This is a genomic window from Shewanella sp. cp20, assembly GCF_000832025.1.
Classification (GTDB): Bacteria; Pseudomonadota; Gammaproteobacteria; order Enterobacterales; family Shewanellaceae; genus Shewanella.
In genome coordinates this window covers 57180-73997 of record NZ_JPII01000024.1, presented here as the reverse complement: position 1 = coordinate 73997, position 16818 = coordinate 57180, and the positions used below count along the sequence as shown (strand labels likewise).

The 16818-nt window shown below is 54.0% G+C and carries 17 protein-coding genes; 11 read left to right on the top strand and 6 right to left on the bottom strand.

All coding sequences use genetic code 11. The features are described 5' to 3' along the window. Positions 1–12: 12 nt before the first annotated feature. Entirely contained in the window at positions 13–474 is a 462-nt protein-coding gene (locus DB48_RS08460) for an NfeD family protein (RefSeq protein ID WP_041509860.1), read from the bottom strand. A gap of 300 nt (positions 475–774) precedes the next feature. Here DB48_RS08460 and DB48_RS08455 point away from each other — a divergent pair, with 300 nt between their 5' ends. Beyond that, the gene (locus DB48_RS08455; protein ID WP_041509893.1) at positions 775–1527 is read left to right on the top strand and encodes an ion channel protein Tsx; all 753 of its coding nucleotides are present in this window, start codon (positions 775–777) and stop codon (positions 1525–1527) included. A gap of 82 nt (positions 1528–1609) precedes the next feature. Here the strand turns inward: DB48_RS08455 and udp are convergent, their stop codons facing one another. Then, on the bottom strand, positions 1610–2368 hold the full coding sequence (gene udp / locus DB48_RS08450; RefSeq protein WP_041509859.1) for a uridine phosphorylase: 759 nt from the start codon (positions 2366–2368) through the stop codon (positions 1610–1612). Between the two features lie 443 nt (positions 2369–2811). On the opposite strand from udp, the gene DB48_RS08445 reads away from it, so the two are divergent. Continuing rightward, positions 2812–3027 carry a YdcH family protein gene (locus DB48_RS08445; RefSeq protein WP_041509858.1) on the top strand — a complete coding sequence of 72 codons (216 nt, stop codon included), beginning with the start codon at positions 2812–2814 and terminating at the stop codon, positions 3025–3027. Between the two features lie 63 nt (positions 3028–3090). On the opposite strand, the gene DB48_RS08440 is transcribed toward DB48_RS08445, so the two are convergent. Then, a complete protein-coding gene (locus DB48_RS08440; protein ID WP_041509857.1) occupies positions 3091–4266 on the bottom strand; it encodes a type III PLP-dependent enzyme in 1176 nt (391 codons plus the stop codon). Positions 4267–4489: 223 nt separating this feature from the next. Beyond that, on the bottom strand, positions 4490–4945 hold the full coding sequence (locus tag DB48_RS08435) for a hypothetical protein (protein ID WP_041509856.1): 456 nt from the start codon (positions 4943–4945) through the stop codon (positions 4490–4492). Between the two features lie 233 nt (positions 4946–5178). Here DB48_RS08435 and DB48_RS08430 point away from each other — a divergent pair, with 233 nt between their 5' ends. Beyond that, positions 5179–6012, top strand: a complete 834-nt coding sequence (locus tag DB48_RS08430) for a mechanosensitive ion channel family protein (RefSeq protein WP_041509855.1) — start codon at positions 5179–5181, stop codon at positions 6010–6012. 24 nt (positions 6013–6036) lie between these two features. Here DB48_RS08430 and DB48_RS08425 read toward each other — a convergent pair whose 3' ends face one another. Then, positions 6037–6915, bottom strand: coding sequence for a radical SAM protein (locus DB48_RS08425; RefSeq protein ID WP_041509854.1), 879 nt, complete (start codon positions 6913–6915; stop codon positions 6037–6039). A 294-nt stretch (positions 6916–7209) separates the two neighbouring features. Here DB48_RS08425 and DB48_RS08420 point away from each other — a divergent pair, with 294 nt between their 5' ends. Continuing rightward, positions 7210–7401: a hypothetical protein gene (locus tag DB48_RS08420; protein WP_235375369.1), complete on the top strand. Its 192-nt coding sequence runs from the start codon at positions 7210–7212 to the stop codon at positions 7399–7401. Positions 7402–7480: 79 nt separating this feature from the next. Here DB48_RS08420 and DB48_RS08415 read toward each other — a convergent pair whose 3' ends face one another. Beyond that, on the bottom strand, positions 7481–7933 hold the full coding sequence (locus tag DB48_RS08415; RefSeq protein WP_041509853.1) for a GNAT family N-acetyltransferase: 453 nt from the start codon (positions 7931–7933) through the stop codon (positions 7481–7483). Between the two features lie 295 nt (positions 7934–8228). Here DB48_RS08415 and DB48_RS08410 point away from each other — a divergent pair, with 295 nt between their 5' ends. The 7 genes from DB48_RS08410 (at position 8229) to DB48_RS08380 (ending at position 16671) form a co-directional block, all read left to right on the top strand. Then, a complete protein-coding gene (locus DB48_RS08410; RefSeq protein ID WP_443018623.1) occupies positions 8229–8519 on the top strand; it encodes a c-type cytochrome in 291 nt (96 codons plus the stop codon). 393 nt (positions 8520–8912) lie between these two features. Then, positions 8913–10988, top strand: coding sequence for a transcriptional regulator NosR (gene nosR, locus DB48_RS08405; protein ID WP_235375370.1), 2076 nt, complete (start codon positions 8913–8915; stop codon positions 10986–10988). A 64-nt stretch (positions 10989–11052) separates the two neighbouring features. Then, the gene (gene nosZ / locus DB48_RS08400; RefSeq protein ID WP_041509851.1) at positions 11053–12939 is read left to right on the top strand and encodes a TAT-dependent nitrous-oxide reductase; all 1887 of its coding nucleotides are present in this window, start codon (positions 11053–11055) and stop codon (positions 12937–12939) included. A 184-nt stretch (positions 12940–13123) separates the two neighbouring features. Continuing rightward, positions 13124–14392 carry a nitrous oxide reductase family maturation protein NosD gene (locus tag DB48_RS08395; RefSeq protein ID WP_235375368.1) on the top strand — a complete coding sequence of 423 codons (1269 nt, stop codon included), beginning with the start codon at positions 13124–13126 and terminating at the stop codon, positions 14390–14392. Positions 14393–14396: 4 nt separating this feature from the next. Continuing rightward, on the top strand, positions 14397–15350 hold the full coding sequence (locus tag DB48_RS08390) for an ABC transporter ATP-binding protein (RefSeq protein ID WP_041509849.1): 954 nt from the start codon (positions 14397–14399) through the stop codon (positions 15348–15350). Continuing rightward, positions 15347–16165, top strand: a complete 819-nt coding sequence (locus tag DB48_RS08385; RefSeq protein ID WP_041509848.1) for an ABC transporter permease — start codon at positions 15347–15349, stop codon at positions 16163–16165. Before DB48_RS08390 ends, DB48_RS08385 begins: the two co-directional genes overlap by 4 nt. Beyond that, positions 16165–16671, top strand: coding sequence for a nitrous oxide reductase accessory protein NosL (locus tag DB48_RS08380; RefSeq protein ID WP_041509847.1), 507 nt, complete (start codon positions 16165–16167; stop codon positions 16669–16671). The genes DB48_RS08385 and DB48_RS08380 overlap by 1 nt, the downstream gene beginning before the upstream one ends. The last annotated feature ends 147 nt before the right edge of the window (positions 16672–16818 follow it).

Here is a 16818-nt window from a genome sequence, read left to right as displayed (position 1 = left end):
TAAGCAGCCAGGCTATGCCTGCTCTGTCAAAGGTTCAACGACCAGGGCAATATTTTCGCGGCAAATCACTCTGACGCGCGCGCCGACCGGGATCTCGCTGCCATCACCCAGTGCTGGCCATTCGCTTCCCTGAAATTCGACGCGTCCCTGCTGCTGTGCCGGGCCGATCGCCGTCTTGACGACGGCAACTTGATTATAAAGGTCAAACTCCTCATCGGTATTATCCACATGGGAATCACCACCCACCAGACGCTGTGTTACCTGGCGAAATGCCAGCAACAAGACGATGGCAGAGATGAACCAGAGCGTCAGGGCCTGCACAAAGCCTTCAACCCAGCCAAGGGTCAATGCGCCCGCGACCACCAAACAGGCGGCGCCCAGGAAAATAACGATACCGCCGGGCAGAATGATCTCGGCTAACATCAAGACTATACCGGCAGTAATCCAGATAAAGATAGGATTAGAAAACTCCATATTTCCCCCCTGAAATGAGAGTATCCCTGCCAAGACTATATCAGCTCTTTTCTCTCAATGCGACATATTATGTCAAGATACAAATGTGACACAGGCAACAAACATTTAATTTACCAGGGTAAAAGACATTGTTTTGGAATTGGGCACAATGGCGAAATCCCGTATACTTGCGGCGCATAAAACATACGGCGTGAAAACAGTCCAAAAAGGCAGCTAAGAGTGCCAAGATTGTTTTCAAATTAACCACAAATAGCCGCACCGCAAAATAACTCAAAAAACGACGATAAAGGTAAACAGATGATGAACAGGAAATGGCTTCTCCTCGCGCTACTCGCCGCCCAGCCCGCGCTGGCCGATGACATGGTTCAATGGTGGGATCTCAGTGCCACCGCCCTCTATGGCGACAACTATGATCTGGCTCCCTCTGAGCGACAAACCACTGTCACCATAGAAACTGCAGGTGGCTGGAAGTATGGCGACTGGTTCGCCTTCCAGGACTTCATCTACTTCAATGGCAACAACGGCGGCAAAGATAGCACCACCTATGGCGAGATCTCCCCGCGCTTCAGCGCCAGCAAGATCTTAGGTAAGCCTGTGGGCGTAGGTGCCATCACAGACGTATCGCTGGCACTCACCTACGAAGAGGGCGAAGGCCCGGTGAAGAGCTTCCTCTATGGTGTGGGTCTGGACTTCAAGATCCCCTATTTCAGCTATTTCCAACTCAACACCTATCGCCGTGATGCCATCAGCAGTGGCAACCTGAGCGACGGCTGGCAGTTGACCCCAGTCTTCCGTATGGACTTCCCGGTAGGCCACTCAAACATAGTGCTCGACGGCTTTATCGACTGGGTATTCTCGGCCGATAACACAGGCTATGAGGAAAACTTCCACTTCAACCCTCAGGTCAAGTACGACCTGGGTGCGGCCATCTTCGGCGCACACAAGAAAGATAAGCTGTTTGTGGGTATCGAATACGATTACTGGAAGAACAAATATGGCGTGAAAGGGATAGATCAGAACACCTACTCGGTGATCGCCAAGTATCACTTCTAATCCGACAGTGCAAAAGCCTGTTCAGATGCAAGCAAACAAAAAAGGCGCCATCAGGCGCCTTCTTAACATCGTTTAGCGAGACTTAAGCCAACAGCTTCTTCGCCGCCGCAACCACGATAGACACGGCACTGGTCTCGGTCTGCTTCATGGTCACCTCATCAGGGATCTCCTGCTGAGTACGGTTAACGATCACACCGGCCACACAAGCCGCGCGCCAGCCTTGCGTCGCACACATGGTGAACAGGGTAGACGACTCCATCTCATAGTTGAGTACGCCCATATCCTGCCACTCTTTCATCGAACCAGCGAAACGACGAGTCACGCGACCCGTTACCGTGTCGTAGCGCTCCTGACCTGGGTAGAAGGTATCTGACGAAGCGGTGATACCGATATGTGGCTCTAAACCGGCTTCGCGGCTCGCCGCCACCATGGCAGTGGTACATTCGAAGTTCGCCACGGCTGGGAACTCCATAGGTGCAAAGTGCAGACTCGCACCGTCTAGACGCACTGACGCCTGAGTCACGATCACATCACCCACGTTAACCTGTGGCTGAATCGCACCAGTAGTACCGACGCGCAGGAAAGTATTGATGCCCAGCTGAGCCAGCTCTTCTACGGCGATAGAGGTCGATGGACCACCGATACCGGTAGAACAGACCACCAGCGGCTTACCGTCGATATAGGCAAGGTAGCTGGTGTATTCGCGGTGACTGGCCAAAAATGTTGGATTGTCCATCAACTCAGCGATACGCTTCACACGCTCTGGGTCACCCGGAACGATCGCAAGTGTTGCACCATCTAACATCTCTTTCGTCAGGCCTAAATGAAATACATCTGACATTATGAAAACCCCTTTCAATTTTGATTATAAAATTCTTATTAAATGGACTTTAACCTAGTATGAAAGCCATTAAGGTTAACCTGATCACACTTTCCCCGCCAGTAGTTAGATAATTTGTTGTAATGAATTTACCAAAGCAATTCCGCTAGCAGCACTGAAAATATAGCAACTCCCACCTAGGCTGCCAGCCAGCCGACAAAATTTATTGCTTCCACTGAGTCTTCGCCAAAAATCAGGTATTAGCCCAAAATAAAAAGAAGAAAATAGTCTTATAAGACAACAGGTTGAAATCGCTGTTACAAAGTGACAGAAGCGAAACCCCAGGCGGTGAATTTGATCACAAAACAGACAGCAAGATCGCGCTAGGCTGAAACCATAGCAAGGGGAAATTAACCACTCTTGCTTACGACCTCTCCCCCATTTGACCAAGAAGGACGGCCAATATGTTTCCAGAATACAGAGACCTAATCAGCGAACTAAAATCAAAAGACGCGCATTTTCTCAAGATGTTTAACAAACACAACGAACTCGATGACGAGATTAAAGAGCTAGAGCAACATGCGACCAGCGATTTCACCCCAGAGGTCAAGGTGCTTAAGCAGCAGAAACTGCATATCAAGGAGGAGCTGCATCAGATCCTTCAGGCACACGACAAATAGCCAAACGGCAGACATAGTAAAGGGCGCCTAGGCGCCCTTTATTGTGATCTCTTTAGCAGGTACTTAGAGATAGTAGTCTTTCAGCGGCGGGAAGCCATTAAAGCAGACCGCCGAGTAGGTGGTGGTATAGGCCCCGGCCGTTAGCCAGTACATACGATCCCCTATCGCCAGATCCACAGGCAGCCCATAGCTGTAGTGCTCATACATGATGTCGGCACTGTCACAGGTTGGGCCGGCGATTACGCAGCGGTCCAGCTCGCCCTGACGTTCGGTATAGATGGGGAATTTGATCGCTTCATCCATGGTCTCGATAAGGCCCGAAAACTTACCCACATCGGTAAATACCCAGCGCTCTAAAGCCGTTTGGGACTTCTTGCTGATCAACACCACCTCAGACACCAACACGCCGGCGTTAGAGAGCAGGGAGCGGCCAGGCTCGAGGATGATCTGTGGCAGCTGATCACCAAAGTCCTCTTTCAGGAAATGGGTGATCTGCTCGGCATAGGTGCCCAACTCGTTGGTCTTATCCAGATAGTTCGCCGGAAAACCACCGCCTAAGTTGATCATCTTCAGCTCGATACCATGCTCTTCACGCAGGCGCTCGAAGATACTCTTCACCTTGCCGATGGCCGAGTCCCAGGCGCCGATATCGCGCTGCTGTGAGCCGACATGGAAGGAGATGCCGTAGGGTTCGAGCCCAAGCGACTTGGCCAGGATGAGTAGCTCGAAGGCCATCTCGTTCTGGCAGCCGAACTTACGCGACAGCGGCCAGTCTGCCGTGTGGGTGCCTTCGGTCAAGATGCGTACGTAGACGCGCGAGCCCGGCGCCTCCTCGGCGATCATACGCAGGTCGGCCTCGGAATCAGAGGCATACATGCGCACGCCGCGCTCATAGAAGGCGCGCACATCTTTGCGCTTCTTGATGGTGTTGCCATAGCTGACTCTGTCGGGCGTCACGCCGATCTCGCTCACCATATCCAGCTCATAGATAGAGGCGATGTCGAAATTGGCACCACGGTCGCGCAGCAGGGTCAATACCTCCCTGGCAGGGTTAGCCTTGACCGCATAGTAGATACTGGCATAGGGGAAGTTATGCACCATGTCATCATATTGTTTTGCAATGATTTTAGTGTCAATCACCACGAAAGGTGTCGGTTTATCCTGAGCAAATGCCTTGATACGCTCAAAGGTAGCCTGGTCATAATACTCATTAACATCAATCGCTTGAAATTGGCTCATCTCGCCAGTATCTCCGTAGCAGAATAAAAATAGTTCAGCGTGATTCGATTAAAAATCGCTGCGAAGTAAACGCTATTTTCTCGCCGAGATCAACGAATTTTTATGCTTAATAAATAAATTTTTATTCCAAAAGAGATGGTGCCTTTTACGTCTGGACAAGAGCCAGGCTATCCTATTGATTGTTATGACAAATTCTCATAACCAACAGACGGCAGTGCTTGGCCTATTTCACCGCCTCGAGCAGTGCCTTGGCCGAATCGACCCGAATCACCTTGCTGATCTCGAGTCCCTCCAGGATGATCACCGTCGCCGTCTCCTTATCACCCGGTAATAGATGAGTCGCCTCGCCCTCCTGATCCAGGCCGATGGCAAAGTCTAGATCTTGCATCTTGGGGATCGCCGCAAACTTGGCGATCAAAGAGGGCATACCGCTGATATCGGCGACATAGCGCCAGTTGTCCGGCATAGGCGCATCCAGCGACTCCAGCGCCTCCTGAATGATCTGCCCTCCCTTCATGCCACGACTAAAGAGTAAAACCTGAGTATTGGTGTTGAGCTCCCACACGGCTTGATGTTGATCCACCAGGGTGATCGCCTCGATACGGTCACCCGTGGTCAGGCCGCTGGCCAGGCTCGCGGCCGAAAACAGCACGCCCACAGCCAAAATTAGCGCTTTCATAATGCCTCTTTCATGATAAAGGTTAGGTTACTTAGGGGTGAAATAGACTATATCTTATACTGGTCGTCATGCCCTCGGATGCATGCCAATAGCTTGATATGCTTCACGCTAATTATTGTCATGGGACATGGGTGAGATATTGGTTATCAAGCCATTGAATATTAAGTAACATACCCAGGTTAGAATCCACGGCCGGGCGAGCGACGTTCGGGGCAAATTTTAGGATGAGTGTTATGAATGAGAATGGTCTGGAGCAGGAGCTGGCGCAACTGCAAAATGTCTACAACCTGTTGACCGAGTTTCTGGTGAAATACAGCTTCCAGCTGGTCGGCGCCCTACTGATCTTCCTGTTGGGCCTCTGGGTCGCCAATAAGATCTCTAACTTGGTGGCTAGCCAGTTTGAGAAGCATGAGATCGACATCACCCTGAGCAACTTTGTCTCCAACCTGGTACGCATTCTCATCATAGTCATGGTGGGGGTTATCGCCCTGGGCAAGCTTGGGATTAGCATCACGCCAATGGTTGCCGCCATCGGTGCCGCCTCCCTGGGTGCCGGCCTGGCTCTACAGGGCATGCTCTCTAACTACGCGGCGGGCGTCACCATCATAGTGACCCGCCCCTTCGTGGTGGGCAATACCATAGAGATCCAGGGGGTCAGCGGCGTGGTCAAGAGCATTCACCTGGGGCTGACCCTGCTCACCAACGAGGAAGGCGAGGTGATCAGCATCCCCAACAAGCACATCGTCGGCGAGATCCTGCACAACTCCTTTAGTGAAAAGCTGGTCGAGATACGTTTCAACATCAGCTACGCGGCCGATGCCAATCAGGTGCTGGCCATCGCCCAGCGAGTCCTGGATGCCAACCAAGAGGTGAATCAGGAGCGCGCCCCCCAGATAGGCATCAACGGCTTCAACAGCATAGGCTTAGAGATAGGCCTGCGTTACTGGGTGCCCACCAATCGCTACTATCAGAATAAGTACCAGGTCAACCTGGAGCTAATCAACGCGCTGCGTCAGGCCGGTATCGAGATCCCCTGCCCCGTACGCGAGATCCATATCGAGCGATAACTCCAACGGCATGACGGCTGCGGCTTACAGGCCGCGCTGCCACTCCTGGCGCAGGGGCACCAGCCCCTGAATCGCCTGATCGACCTGGGCCAGCAGGCTCTGCTTGTCACGACCTAATATCCCCTTGAGCACCAGATAGTTAGAGGCGTGATCCGAGCGGAATATGGTCTTCTCAAGCTCGAGTTCACCGAGCAGAAGCTGCATCTCGGTCAGCAGGCCATGTTGGTCCGGCAGTTTGAAATCACCATCGAATCCGGCGTCCATGCGCGCCTTGCCAAGGGGCAGGGTCACCACCAAGGTCGACAGATAATCCGGCTGCGCCTGATTCATCAAGCGGGCCGAATTGCGCGCGTGCTGCGCTGATAATTCAACGCCGCCCAGGCCATTGAGTATCATCACTGACGACTTCATGCCGGCGGCGCGTATGCGCTTAAGTGCCAGCAAGGAGGAGTCGAAGGTCTCCCCCTTCTCGATGCGGGCCAGCACCTCATCGTCTCCGCTCTCACAACCCACATACAGTAGGCTGAGCCCAAGTTCTCTGAGGCGGGCTAGCTGTGCATCCGTCTTATTGCCTAGGTTACGCGGCAGGCAGTAGCTGCTGATGCGGGTCACCTGTGGCAGGTGTTCACGGATCAACAGGCAGATGGCCTCCAGGCGATTAAAGGGCAGGCTCATGGCGTCACCATCGGCCAAGAATACCCGTGAGATCGGCAGATTTTGCTGGGCGACTCTTCGAATATCCTCTGCAATTTTATCTAGTTTTTGTGCACGAAATTGCTTCTGCGGTGCGGTATACATGTCGCAGAAATGGCAGCGATTCCAGCTACAACCATTGGTGACCTGCAGGATGAGGGACTTCCACTCCGAGGGTGGCCGAAAAAGCGGCTCGATATAATTAATCATTTCACTCCAGTCTCAAAATGCGGCCAAGTTGTGAGCATTTTCATAGTTTTTCACTTTCGGGCTCACTTCTCGCCCCATAAATTGATCTCGTTCAATTAATGCCCAATTAAAGTCAGTAAAATGACTGATGTTAATCTAATTAAGATTAAACTTGTAAAACTGTCTGGCCATGCCAGCACAGGATAATGATTGGCTACATCGGCCGACAAACGTGTAGATAATAACATGCAAATAGCACAACAACTGCAAGACAGGCGAGGGAACGTCCTGCATCATGATGAGCATTGGAGCTCGATGAGTGCGGAACAAAAGATGGCCCTCTATAGCCTGCATCGATACGGGTATCGGCTGTTGTTTGTTCGCCATTTGCCTTCGGGTCCGCTGGCGATCATCGCCCAACAGAGCCAGCTGTCTACCATAGACAGATATGGCGAAGTTGAACATGATCCCAAGATCCAACTCAGGGAACAGTCGCTGACGCTGTGACTGACAAGTCTGACGGCTTAATTACCCGAACATAAAGGAGCACACCCTGTGCTCCTTTATTTGTCCCCGCCAGTTTTCCTCACGTATCGAGCAACATGTCGAGATGGGGAATACCATCCTCGAGATAGACCTCTGACACGGGCCTAAACCCCACCCCTTGATAGAATCCCTTGAGGTATTCCTGAGCGCCAATCTGAATCCCCTGCTCTGGCCACGCCTGGCTGGCAATAGCGATCGCCTCCAGCATCAATGGCTTAGCAACCCCCGCGCCCCGGGCCGACGGCGCCACTATGACACGGCCTATGCTGGCCTGGGGGTAGCTCACCCCTGGGGCCAGGATTCTGGCATAGGCGGCAATCTCTCCCTGCTCGTCCAGCCCCAGCAGATGGCGAGTCTCGGCCAGGGTGTCCTTTCCATCTAGCTCGGGGTAGGCACAGGCCTGTTCCACCACAAACACATCGACGCGCAATTTGAGCAGCTCGTAGAGCCGCTCGCGGCTCAACTCGGCAAACGCCAGATTCTCCCAACGCACTACAATCCCCTTATCCGTTAATTCTGAGTCACTTGCTTGTTATATTTAGATTATTCCTGCGTCTGCAACGAGACGACAAGATGTGATACCCGCCCCAAATTTCGGCTAGACTTGACCTTGGTCAAATACATACATTATAAATACACCTAATATTCACATGTCCAATTTAACCCAGTCTAAACTAGGAAGCATTCGATTGACGCCGCCTATTTTTAGATGACCTAAGTCGTCTGTCATCAGATATTGCGACAACAATTGTTCTTAAAAATAAAGAACTTATTTAAATGGAGTTCATATGAAAAAGATTGCCCTCATCGCTTTTGCAAGCCTATTCACGCTGTCGGCACACGCAGGCGATATCGAAGCCGGTAAAGCAAAATCTATGCTTTGTGCCGCCTGTCACGGTGCGGACGGTATCTCGCTAGCCCCCATCTACCCTAACCTCAAAGGTCAGAAGGCTCAATACATTGAGAAGCAACTGAAAGCCTTCAAAGAAGGTACACGTCAAGACCCAGTCATGGCACCTATGGCCATGCCACTGACAGAGAAGATATCGCCAACCTGGCGGCCTATTACGAGAGCCTGAAATAAATCGGCCCTAGTTCATCGAGAGCAACCATACTCTCGCAGCAGGTCGCGCCCCATAGCTCGGGTGACGCGACCTGTCATTTAGCGCTAACCATTCAGTTAATAGAAATTAATAACAAGGCGGCCAACTCAATTTAAATGCCACTTGTTCACCGCCCGCCAGGGTGATCCCCCCCCCACACCGCACCCGAAAAAAAGCCTGTCAAATTAACAAATTTGCAATTTATTTGATCTCAATCACGTCACAAACATAAAGATGCATTTAGGATGCACTATAAATAACGCTAGGTTGACACACCTTGAGACTGACTGTAGGAGCGTTCGAGTGGCAAGATTGATACACCATACGACACAGGCAAAATGGATTTTACTCACCCTACTGGCACTCATGATGGCACTCATGCTGGCTGCGCCCAGCTATGCCCTGTTCGTCAGCCCGCCAAAAGATCCCCTGCCTATCCTGCATGAGCTATTTCCAGATGCGACCCGTATCTCAGACAAGCAGGGCGAGCCTGCCCTAAGGACCATCTACCAAGACGAGCAGATCTTAGGCTATGGTTTTGAAACCAATGATATTGCTCGCATTCCTGCCTACTCGGGCGAGCCGGTCAACATACTCGTCGCCATAGATCCAGCGGGTAAATACCTGGGAGCTAAGGTGCTGGAGCACCATGAACCCATCATATTGGCGGGGATCCCCGAGAGTAAGCTGTGGAAGTTTGCCGAGCAATATACCGGGCTGTCGGTCAAGGACAGGCTCAAGGTGGGTGGCAACGAGAAGGAGGGCATAGTCGCCATCGACGGCCTCTCCGGCGCGACGGTAACCGTCATGGTGATGAACGTGGCGATCACCAAGGCCGCCACCCAGGCCGCCATCGCGCTCGGGATCATCGAGCAACAGGCCGACCAGATTCAACCCATCTCGACCATCAAACAGGAACTCTTTACCCAGGCCAACTGGCAGCAACTCACCGGCGATGGCTCCATTCGCAAGCTTTATCTGAACCGCGGCGCCGTCGACGAAGCCTTCATGGGCACCGCCGCCGAGGACGTCGATAAGGCCGATGCCGATCAAAAGCAGGAGATGTTTGCCGAGATCTATTACACCCTGGCCGACATTCCCACCATAGGCAAGAACCTCTTCGGCGACGCCGACTATCAATGGCTGACGCAGAACCTACAACCCGGCGAACACCTGGTGGCCGTCATGGGCAACGGTTACTCCTTCAAGGGCTCAGGCTATGTACGCGGCGGTATCTTCGATCGCATCCAGGTGCATCAGAAGGATAACGCCATCTCCTTTAGAGACCTGGACCACAACCGTATCAGCGATCTCTACATTCAGGGGGCCCCTAAATTTAAAGAGATGTCGGTATTTCGCATCGCCGAGCATCACGAGTTCGACCCGGGTGCCCCTTGGCAATTCGAGCTCTTGGTCAGACGCCAAACGGGCCCTATCGACAGCCTGTTCACCAGCTTTAAGGGTCAGTACGATCCGCTCGATAAGTATGTGGACACCCCGGCGGCCATAGTCCCAGAACCCGAACTCACCATGGTGCAGCAGATCTGGCATGACAGACAGGTAGAAGTGGTGCTGCTGTTGATCCTCATGGGCGTCTTGCTGCTCATCCTCTTCTTCCAGGATATTCTGGTCAAACACCCGACCTTCATGCACCGCCTGCGCCATGGCTTCCTGGTGGTGACAGTGGTCGTGATCGGCTGGAGCTGGGGCGGACAGCTCTCTGTGGTCAACGTATTCACCTTCCTGCACGCCCTGATGAAAGATTTCTCCTGGGATCTCTTCCTGCTCGATCCCATCATCTTCATTCTCTGGTGCGCCGCGGCGGTTACCATGCTGCTGTGGGGGCGCGCCGTCTACTGCGGCTGGCTCTGCCCCTTCGGCGCGCTGCAGGAGTTGGTCAATGTTGCCGGCCGCTACCTGAAGCTACCGCAAATAGAGCTGCCCTTCGCCGTACACGAGCGCCTATGGGCCATCAAATATCTAATTTTACTGGCGCTGTTTGGCCTGTCGCTGGATTCCCTCGCCATGGCCGAGCAGTTTGCCGAGATAGAACCCTTCAAGACCACCTTCTTGCTCAAGTTCGATCGCGAGTGGCCCTTCATCCTCTGGGCACTGCTGATGATCTTTTCCAGCCTGTTTAATCGCAAGACCTTCTGCCGCTATCTCTGCCCACTGGGCGCCGCGCTGTCGGTGAGTAATAGCGTGCGACTGTTCGACTGGCTCAAGCGTCGCCCCGAATGCGGCACGCCTTGTAAGACCTGTGCCAAAGAGTGCGAGATCCAGGCGATTCATCCCAACGGGGTGATCAACATGCGCGAGTGCCACTACTGCCTCGACTGTCAGGTGACCTATTTCAACGAGGAGAAGTGCCCACCGCTGAAGAAGATGGCCCGTAAGCGCAAGCAATATAAGGAACAAGAGATCCCAACGGTCACTGCCGTATAGGACCAAGCAACACACATTTAAGTGCAGGTAATTAAAGTCAATACAACTATGATGGAGATGGACTATGCAAGATAACAATAACAAACCGGCAAACCAGTTGGAGAACGCCGGACGACGCGAGTTTATGGGCAAGACGGCCCTGCTCGGCGCCGGCGCAGTCGCCGCGCCCATGAGCGCCGCCATGTTCGCCTCGATGGCCAAGGCTCAGGCGGCCGAGGCTGGCAACAGCCCAGTGGTACATCCGGGTGAGCTGGACGAATATTATGGTTTCTGGAGCGGTGGACACTCTGGCGAAGTCCGTATCATGGGCCTGCCTTCTATGCGTGAATTAATGCGCATTCCGGTATTTAACATCGACAGTGCCACCGGCTGGGGCATCACCAACGAAAGTAAGGCGGTCAAGGGCGACAGCGCTCACCTGCTGGCGGGCGATGCCCACCATCCTCACATGAGTATGCAAGACGGTCGTTATGATGGTAAGTATCTGTTTATCAACGACAAGGCCAACACACGCGTGGCGCGTATCCGTTGTGACGTCATGAAGACAGATAAGATGATCACTGTGCCTAATGCCCAGGCCATCCACGGTTTGCGCGTACAGAAGGTTCCCTATACCAAGTATGTCATCTGTAACGGCGAGTTCGAGATCCCCATGGACAACAATGGTAAGGAGACATTGGAAGATGTCAGCACCTACCGCTCACTGTTCAACGTGATCGACGCCGAGAAGATGGAAGTGGCCTTCCAGGTCATGGTCGATGGCAACCTGGATAACACAGACGCCGACTATGACGGCAAGTACTTTGCCTCTACCTGCTACAACTCAGAGATGGGCATGAACCTCAGCGAGATGATCACCGCCGAGCGTGACCATGTGGTGATCTTCAACCTGGCTCGCTGTGAAGCCGCGGTCAAGGCCGGTAAGTTCAAGACCTACAACGGCAACAATGTACCTGTACTGGATGGCCGTAAGGGGTCAGATCTAACCCGCTACATTCCTGTGCCTAAGTCGCCTCACGGCCTGAACACCTCACCAAGCGGCAAATACTTTGTCGCCAACGGTAAGCTGTCACCTACCGTCTCTATCATCTCCATCGAGAAGCTGGACGACCTGTTCGACGACAAGATCAAGCCAAGAGATGCCATCGTCGGTGAACCTGAGCTGGGCCTCGGCCCGCTACACACGGCATTCGACAACAAGGGCTACGCCTACACCACCCTCTTCCTCGACAGCCAGATCGCCAAGTGGAACGTAGAGGAAGCGATTCAGGCCTATCAGGGCAAGAAGGTGAATTACCTGCGCCAGAAGCTGGACGTACACTATCAGCCGGGCCATAACCATACCTCTCAGGGCGAAACCCGCGACGCCGACGGTAAGTGGTTGGTATCTCTGTGTAAGTTCTCCAAGGACAGATTCCTGCCCGTCGGGCCGCTGCGTCCAGAGAACGACCAGCTGATCGATATCTCAGGCGACGAGATGAAACTGGTACACGACGGCCCGACCTTCGCCGAGCCCCATGACTGCATCATAGTGCATCGCAGCAAGCTCAAGCCGAAGAAGCTCTGGACCCGTGACGATCCTCTATTTGCCGATACCGTTGCCATGGCCAAGAAAGACGGCGTTCGCCTCATGATGGACAACAAGGTGATTCGCGACGGCAACAAGGTACGTGTCTACATGACTTCTGTGGCACCTAACTATGGCCTGAGCGAGTTTAAGGTCAAGCTGGGCGATGAGGTCACTGTGGTGGTCACCAACCTGGATCAGGTGGAAGACGTGACCCACGGCTTCTGTATGACCAACCATGGGGTACAGATGGAGATTGGCCCGCAGGCCACGGCGTCTGTCACCTTTATCGCCGACAAGCCAGGCGTGCAGTGGTACTACTGTAACTGGTTCTGTCACGCCCTCCACATGGAGATGCGTGGCCGCATGCTGGTAGAAGCCTAAGCGTGATGCAAGGGCCTGACGCACTGCGTCAGGCACTTGCCTTCTCGATGAGAACAGCGGTAAAAACAAGCAAGTAAAAAGCGGAAAAATAAAGCGATAAGCGCAAGAGGTGTAAAACGCTTTGAACCACAGCCAAGAAACACCCAAGACCATATCCGGCCTGCTATGCACAATGCTTTGTGTCATGCTGGCGCTGCCCACTCAGGCGGCGGATATTCAGGTGACACCCGAGCAAGATCTTCAGCAGGTGCTAGAGAGTGCCAAAGCGGGCGATACCATCCAGCTACATCCGGGCCGCTATCTGGGCAACTTCGTCGTCAACAAGGGGATAACCCTCTCTGGCGCCGACGGCTACACCAGCATCATAGATGCCCAGGGCAAGGGCAATGCACTGCTACTGCAAAGCTCTAACGTCACCATAGAAAGACTCAGGATCGTCAACTGGGGCGATGACCTCACCGCACAGAACGCCGGCATCTACTCGGACCAAAGCGCCAGCCAGCTCACTATCAGAGAGAATCAGCTAAAGGGTGACGGCTTCGGTATCTGGCTGCAGAAGGGTAAAGCGATCAAGGTTCACCACAATCGCATCCAGGGCAACCCGGCGCTCAGATCCGCCGACAGAGGCAATGGGATCCAGCTCTCCATAGTGCAGAATGTCGAGGTAAGCGACAACGAGGTCAGCCAGACCCGCGACGGCATCTACATCATCTCAAGTCAGAACAACACTATTACAAACAATACCATGCATGACCTGCGTTACGGGATCCATTACATGTATTCCCATAGCAATCAAGTGCTGGACAACCTGGCCTACGACACGCGCGCCGGTTATGCCCTGATGAGCTCACGCCACCTCACCGTCAGCGGCAACGAGAGCCGCGACAGCCAGGACTATGGTTTCCTGATGAACTTCATCACCTACTCTGAGATCAGCCATAACCGCATCTACCGCGTCTGGACCAAGCCGGAAAACAAGGTGCTGGGCCGTGAAGGCAAGGGGCTGTTTGTCTATAACTCGGCCTACAACAGCATAGATCATAACCTGATCGACACCGCCGAGATCGGCATACACCTGACCGCAGGATCGGAGCATACCAAGGTGTTTGCTAACAGCTTCATCAACAATCCGCTGCAGGTGAAATATGTCGCCAACCGTCAGGCAGAATGGAGCCAGGATGGCGCCGGTAACTTCTGGAGCAACTACCTGGGCTGGGATCTCGACAACGACGGCTATGGCGACAGACCCTTCGAGCCCAACGACGGTATCGACAAGCTGATCTGGCAATATCCAGAGGCCAAGATGCTGCTGGACAGCCCGGCCGTGCTAATCCTGCGCTGGATACAGACCCAGTTTCCTGTGCTCAAACCCGTAGGCGTCAAAGACAGTTTTCCACTCATGCAGGCCCCCTCTCTGGGTGCCCGGCAGGCAGTTATTAATGAGGCAGAGTGACACAATGCAAGCATCTTCTCCTTCGAGACCCATAGTCTCCCTAAGCGGTGTCGCCAAGCACTATGGCAAGGTCGCCGCGCTCCAGCAGGTCGATTTTGAGCTATTCCCCGGCGAAGTCATGGGGCTGTTTGGCCACAACGGCGCCGGCAAGACCACCATCATGAAGCTGGTGCTGGGGATCATCCCACCCTCAGACGGCCAGGTGAAGGTATTTGGCCAGGATCCCCTCTCCAAGCAGGCCTTCGAGGCCCGCAAACAGGTTGGCTACCTGCCCGAGAATGTCAGCTTCTACGATCAACTCACCGGACGCGAGGTGCTGCGCTACTTTGCCCGGCTCAAGTCGGTGCCTAAACAGGCGTTCGAACAACTCCTGCAGCAGGTGGGCCTTACCCACGCCATGGATCGTCAGGTAAAGACCTACTCCAAGGGGATGCGTCAGCGTCTTGGCCTGGCACAAGCCTTTCTGGGCAGCCCTAAGCTGCTATTACTCGATGAGCCGACCGTGGGGCTGGATCCCATCGCCACCCAGGAGTTTTACGCCAGCGTCGACAAGCTCAAGAGCGCGGGCGCCAGCATCATACTTTGCTCCCATGTGCTGCCCGGCGTCGAGCAGCATATCGACCGCGCGTTGATCATCTCCGGCGGCCGCCTGCTGGCCAAAGGTAGCCTGAGCGAGCTCAGACAGCAGGCGAAACTCCCCGTGGCCATCAAGACCCAGGGGCTCAACGGCGCCCTGAAACAGGATGCCAGATTCACCCCATACCTGATCGCCCCGGATCAGCTACTGGTACCCGAGCAGGAAAAACTCGCCATCATACGTCAGCTGGTCGAACTGGATCAGCTGGGGGATATTCGCGTCGAACCCGCCGATCTTGAACGTGTCTACCAGCATTATCTCGGCCAAGGCACCGGCGCAAGCAGCCCGGATGCCAGCCACCAGGGAGGGCCAACACAATGAATGCCATTCTCGCCGTCGCCATCAAGGAGTTTCAGGACGGGCTGCGCAATCGCTGGCTGATCTCCATCACCCTCATCTTTGCCGTGCTCTCCCTGGGGCTCAGCTACTACGGCTCGGTCGCCTCTGGGCAGCTGGGCAGCGTCTCGCTGTCGTCCACCATCGCCAGCCTGTCGAGCCTGGCGGTGTTTCTGATCCCGCTGATCGCCCTGCTGCTGGCCTACGACAGCTTCGTCGGCGAGCAGGAGGCCGGCACCCTGCTGTTGCTGCTCACCTACCCCATCAGCCACACCCAGCTGCTGCTGGGCAAGTTTGTCGGCCAGGGGGCCATCATGGCACTGGCCACCAGCCTGGGCTTTGGCAGTGCCGCGGTGCTGCTCGCCAGCCAATCCGATGCCAACGCGGTGCTGCAGAGCTTCGGCCTGTTTATCGCCACCGCGATCCTGCTCGGCCTCTGCTTCATCAGCATCGCCTATGTGATCAGCCTGTCGGTGAGTGAGAAGTCTAAGGCCGCCGGACTGGCGCTGATGCTCTGGTTCTTCTTCGTGCTGGTGTTCGATCTCGCCCTGCTGGCGGTGTTGGTTGGCATAGAGGAGGGGCTGAGTCAGCAGCAGTTGGTGCAGCTGATGATGCTCAATCCGGCGGATCTCTTCCGTCTGGTGAATCTCGCCAGCCTGGATACCAAGGATGTCAACGGTGTGCTGGCGGTGGCCATCAATAGCAGCATGTCGGCCGGCGGCTTGTTTTCGCTGCTCCTGGCCTGGGTATTCGCGCCACTCACCTTAGCCGCCTTAATCTTTAACAGGAAGACACTCTAATGCGCCAAGCCTTAAATTCAAGCTCATCACTCTTCGTTAGCCTATTCTGCCTGCTCCTGCTGGGCCTAAGTGCCTGTGGGCAAGAGGATACCTCGAGTCCAATTCGTCAGGCGGTCGTCATGGAGCACGGCGACGAGTGCCACCTGTGCGGCATGTTAATCGGTAATTTTCCCGGCCCCAAGGGGGAGCTCTATCTCAAGACAGAGCAGACAGTGAAGAAGTTCTGCTCGACCCGGGATCTGTTTAGCTTCCTGCTGGATCCCGAATACCAAAAGCAGGTCAAGGAGATCTATGTCCACGACATGGCCAAGAGCCCCTGGCAGGCGCCACAGGATAGCCACTTCATCGACGCCAGACAGGCCTGGTACGTAGTGGGTTCCAGCCAGACGGGCGCCATGGGTAAGACGCTGGCCAGCTTTGGCAAGCAGCAAGATGCCAGCGCCTTTGCCGCCGAATTTGGCGGCCAGGTTTACCCCTTCGAGCAGATAAGCCTATCTATGCTCTAATACCAATCGTAATAAATAATTAATCATTCTAGCTTGTTAAAACGCTCGATAACTGTATTAGTATTTTTAATTGTAGAATAACTACTTATCTAAAAATCCTGCTTTGTTCTCAAGCGTTTTTCCTGCGCTATTTCTGATCACATATTT

Bases quoted from the DNA above. Each gene is read 5' to 3' on its own strand.
- DB48_RS08460 (WP_041509860.1), bottom strand. From the start codon at position 474: ATGGAGTTTTCTAATCCTATCTTTATCTGGATTACTGCCGGTATAGTC.
- DB48_RS08455 (WP_041509893.1), top strand. From the start codon at position 775: ATGAACAGGAAATGGCTTCTCCTCGCGCTACTCGCCGCCCAGCCCGCG.
- udp (WP_041509859.1), bottom strand. From the start codon at position 2,368: ATGTCAGATGTATTTCATTTAGGCCTGACGAAAGAGATGTTAGATGGT.
- DB48_RS08445 (WP_041509858.1), top strand. From the start codon at position 2,812: ATGTTTCCAGAATACAGAGACCTAATCAGCGAACTAAAATCAAAAGAC.
- DB48_RS08440 (WP_041509857.1), bottom strand. From the start codon at position 4,266: ATGAGCCAATTTCAAGCGATTGATGTTAATGAGTATTATGACCAGGCT.
- DB48_RS08435 (WP_041509856.1), bottom strand. From the start codon at position 4,945: ATGAAAGCGCTAATTTTGGCTGTGGGCGTGCTGTTTTCGGCCGCGAGC.
- DB48_RS08430 (WP_041509855.1), top strand. From the start codon at position 5,179: ATGAATGAGAATGGTCTGGAGCAGGAGCTGGCGCAACTGCAAAATGTC.
- DB48_RS08425 (WP_041509854.1), bottom strand. From the start codon at position 6,915: ATGATTAATTATATCGAGCCGCTTTTTCGGCCACCCTCGGAGTGGAAG.
- DB48_RS08420 (WP_235375369.1), top strand. From the start codon at position 7,210: ATGAGTGCGGAACAAAAGATGGCCCTCTATAGCCTGCATCGATACGGG.
- DB48_RS08410 (WP_443018623.1), top strand. From the start codon at position 8,229: ATGAAAAAGATTGCCCTCATCGCTTTTGCAAGCCTATTCACGCTGTCG.
- nosR (WP_235375370.1), top strand. From the start codon at position 8,913: ATGGCACTCATGCTGGCTGCGCCCAGCTATGCCCTGTTCGTCAGCCCG.
- nosZ (WP_041509851.1), top strand. From the start codon at position 11,053: ATGCAAGATAACAATAACAAACCGGCAAACCAGTTGGAGAACGCCGGA.
- DB48_RS08395 (WP_235375368.1), top strand. From the start codon at position 13,124: ATGCTGGCGCTGCCCACTCAGGCGGCGGATATTCAGGTGACACCCGAG.
- DB48_RS08390 (WP_041509849.1), top strand. From the start codon at position 14,397: ATGCAAGCATCTTCTCCTTCGAGACCCATAGTCTCCCTAAGCGGTGTC.
- DB48_RS08385 (WP_041509848.1), top strand. From the start codon at position 15,347: ATGAATGCCATTCTCGCCGTCGCCATCAAGGAGTTTCAGGACGGGCTG.
- DB48_RS08380 (WP_041509847.1), top strand. From the start codon at position 16,165: ATGCGCCAAGCCTTAAATTCAAGCTCATCACTCTTCGTTAGCCTATTC.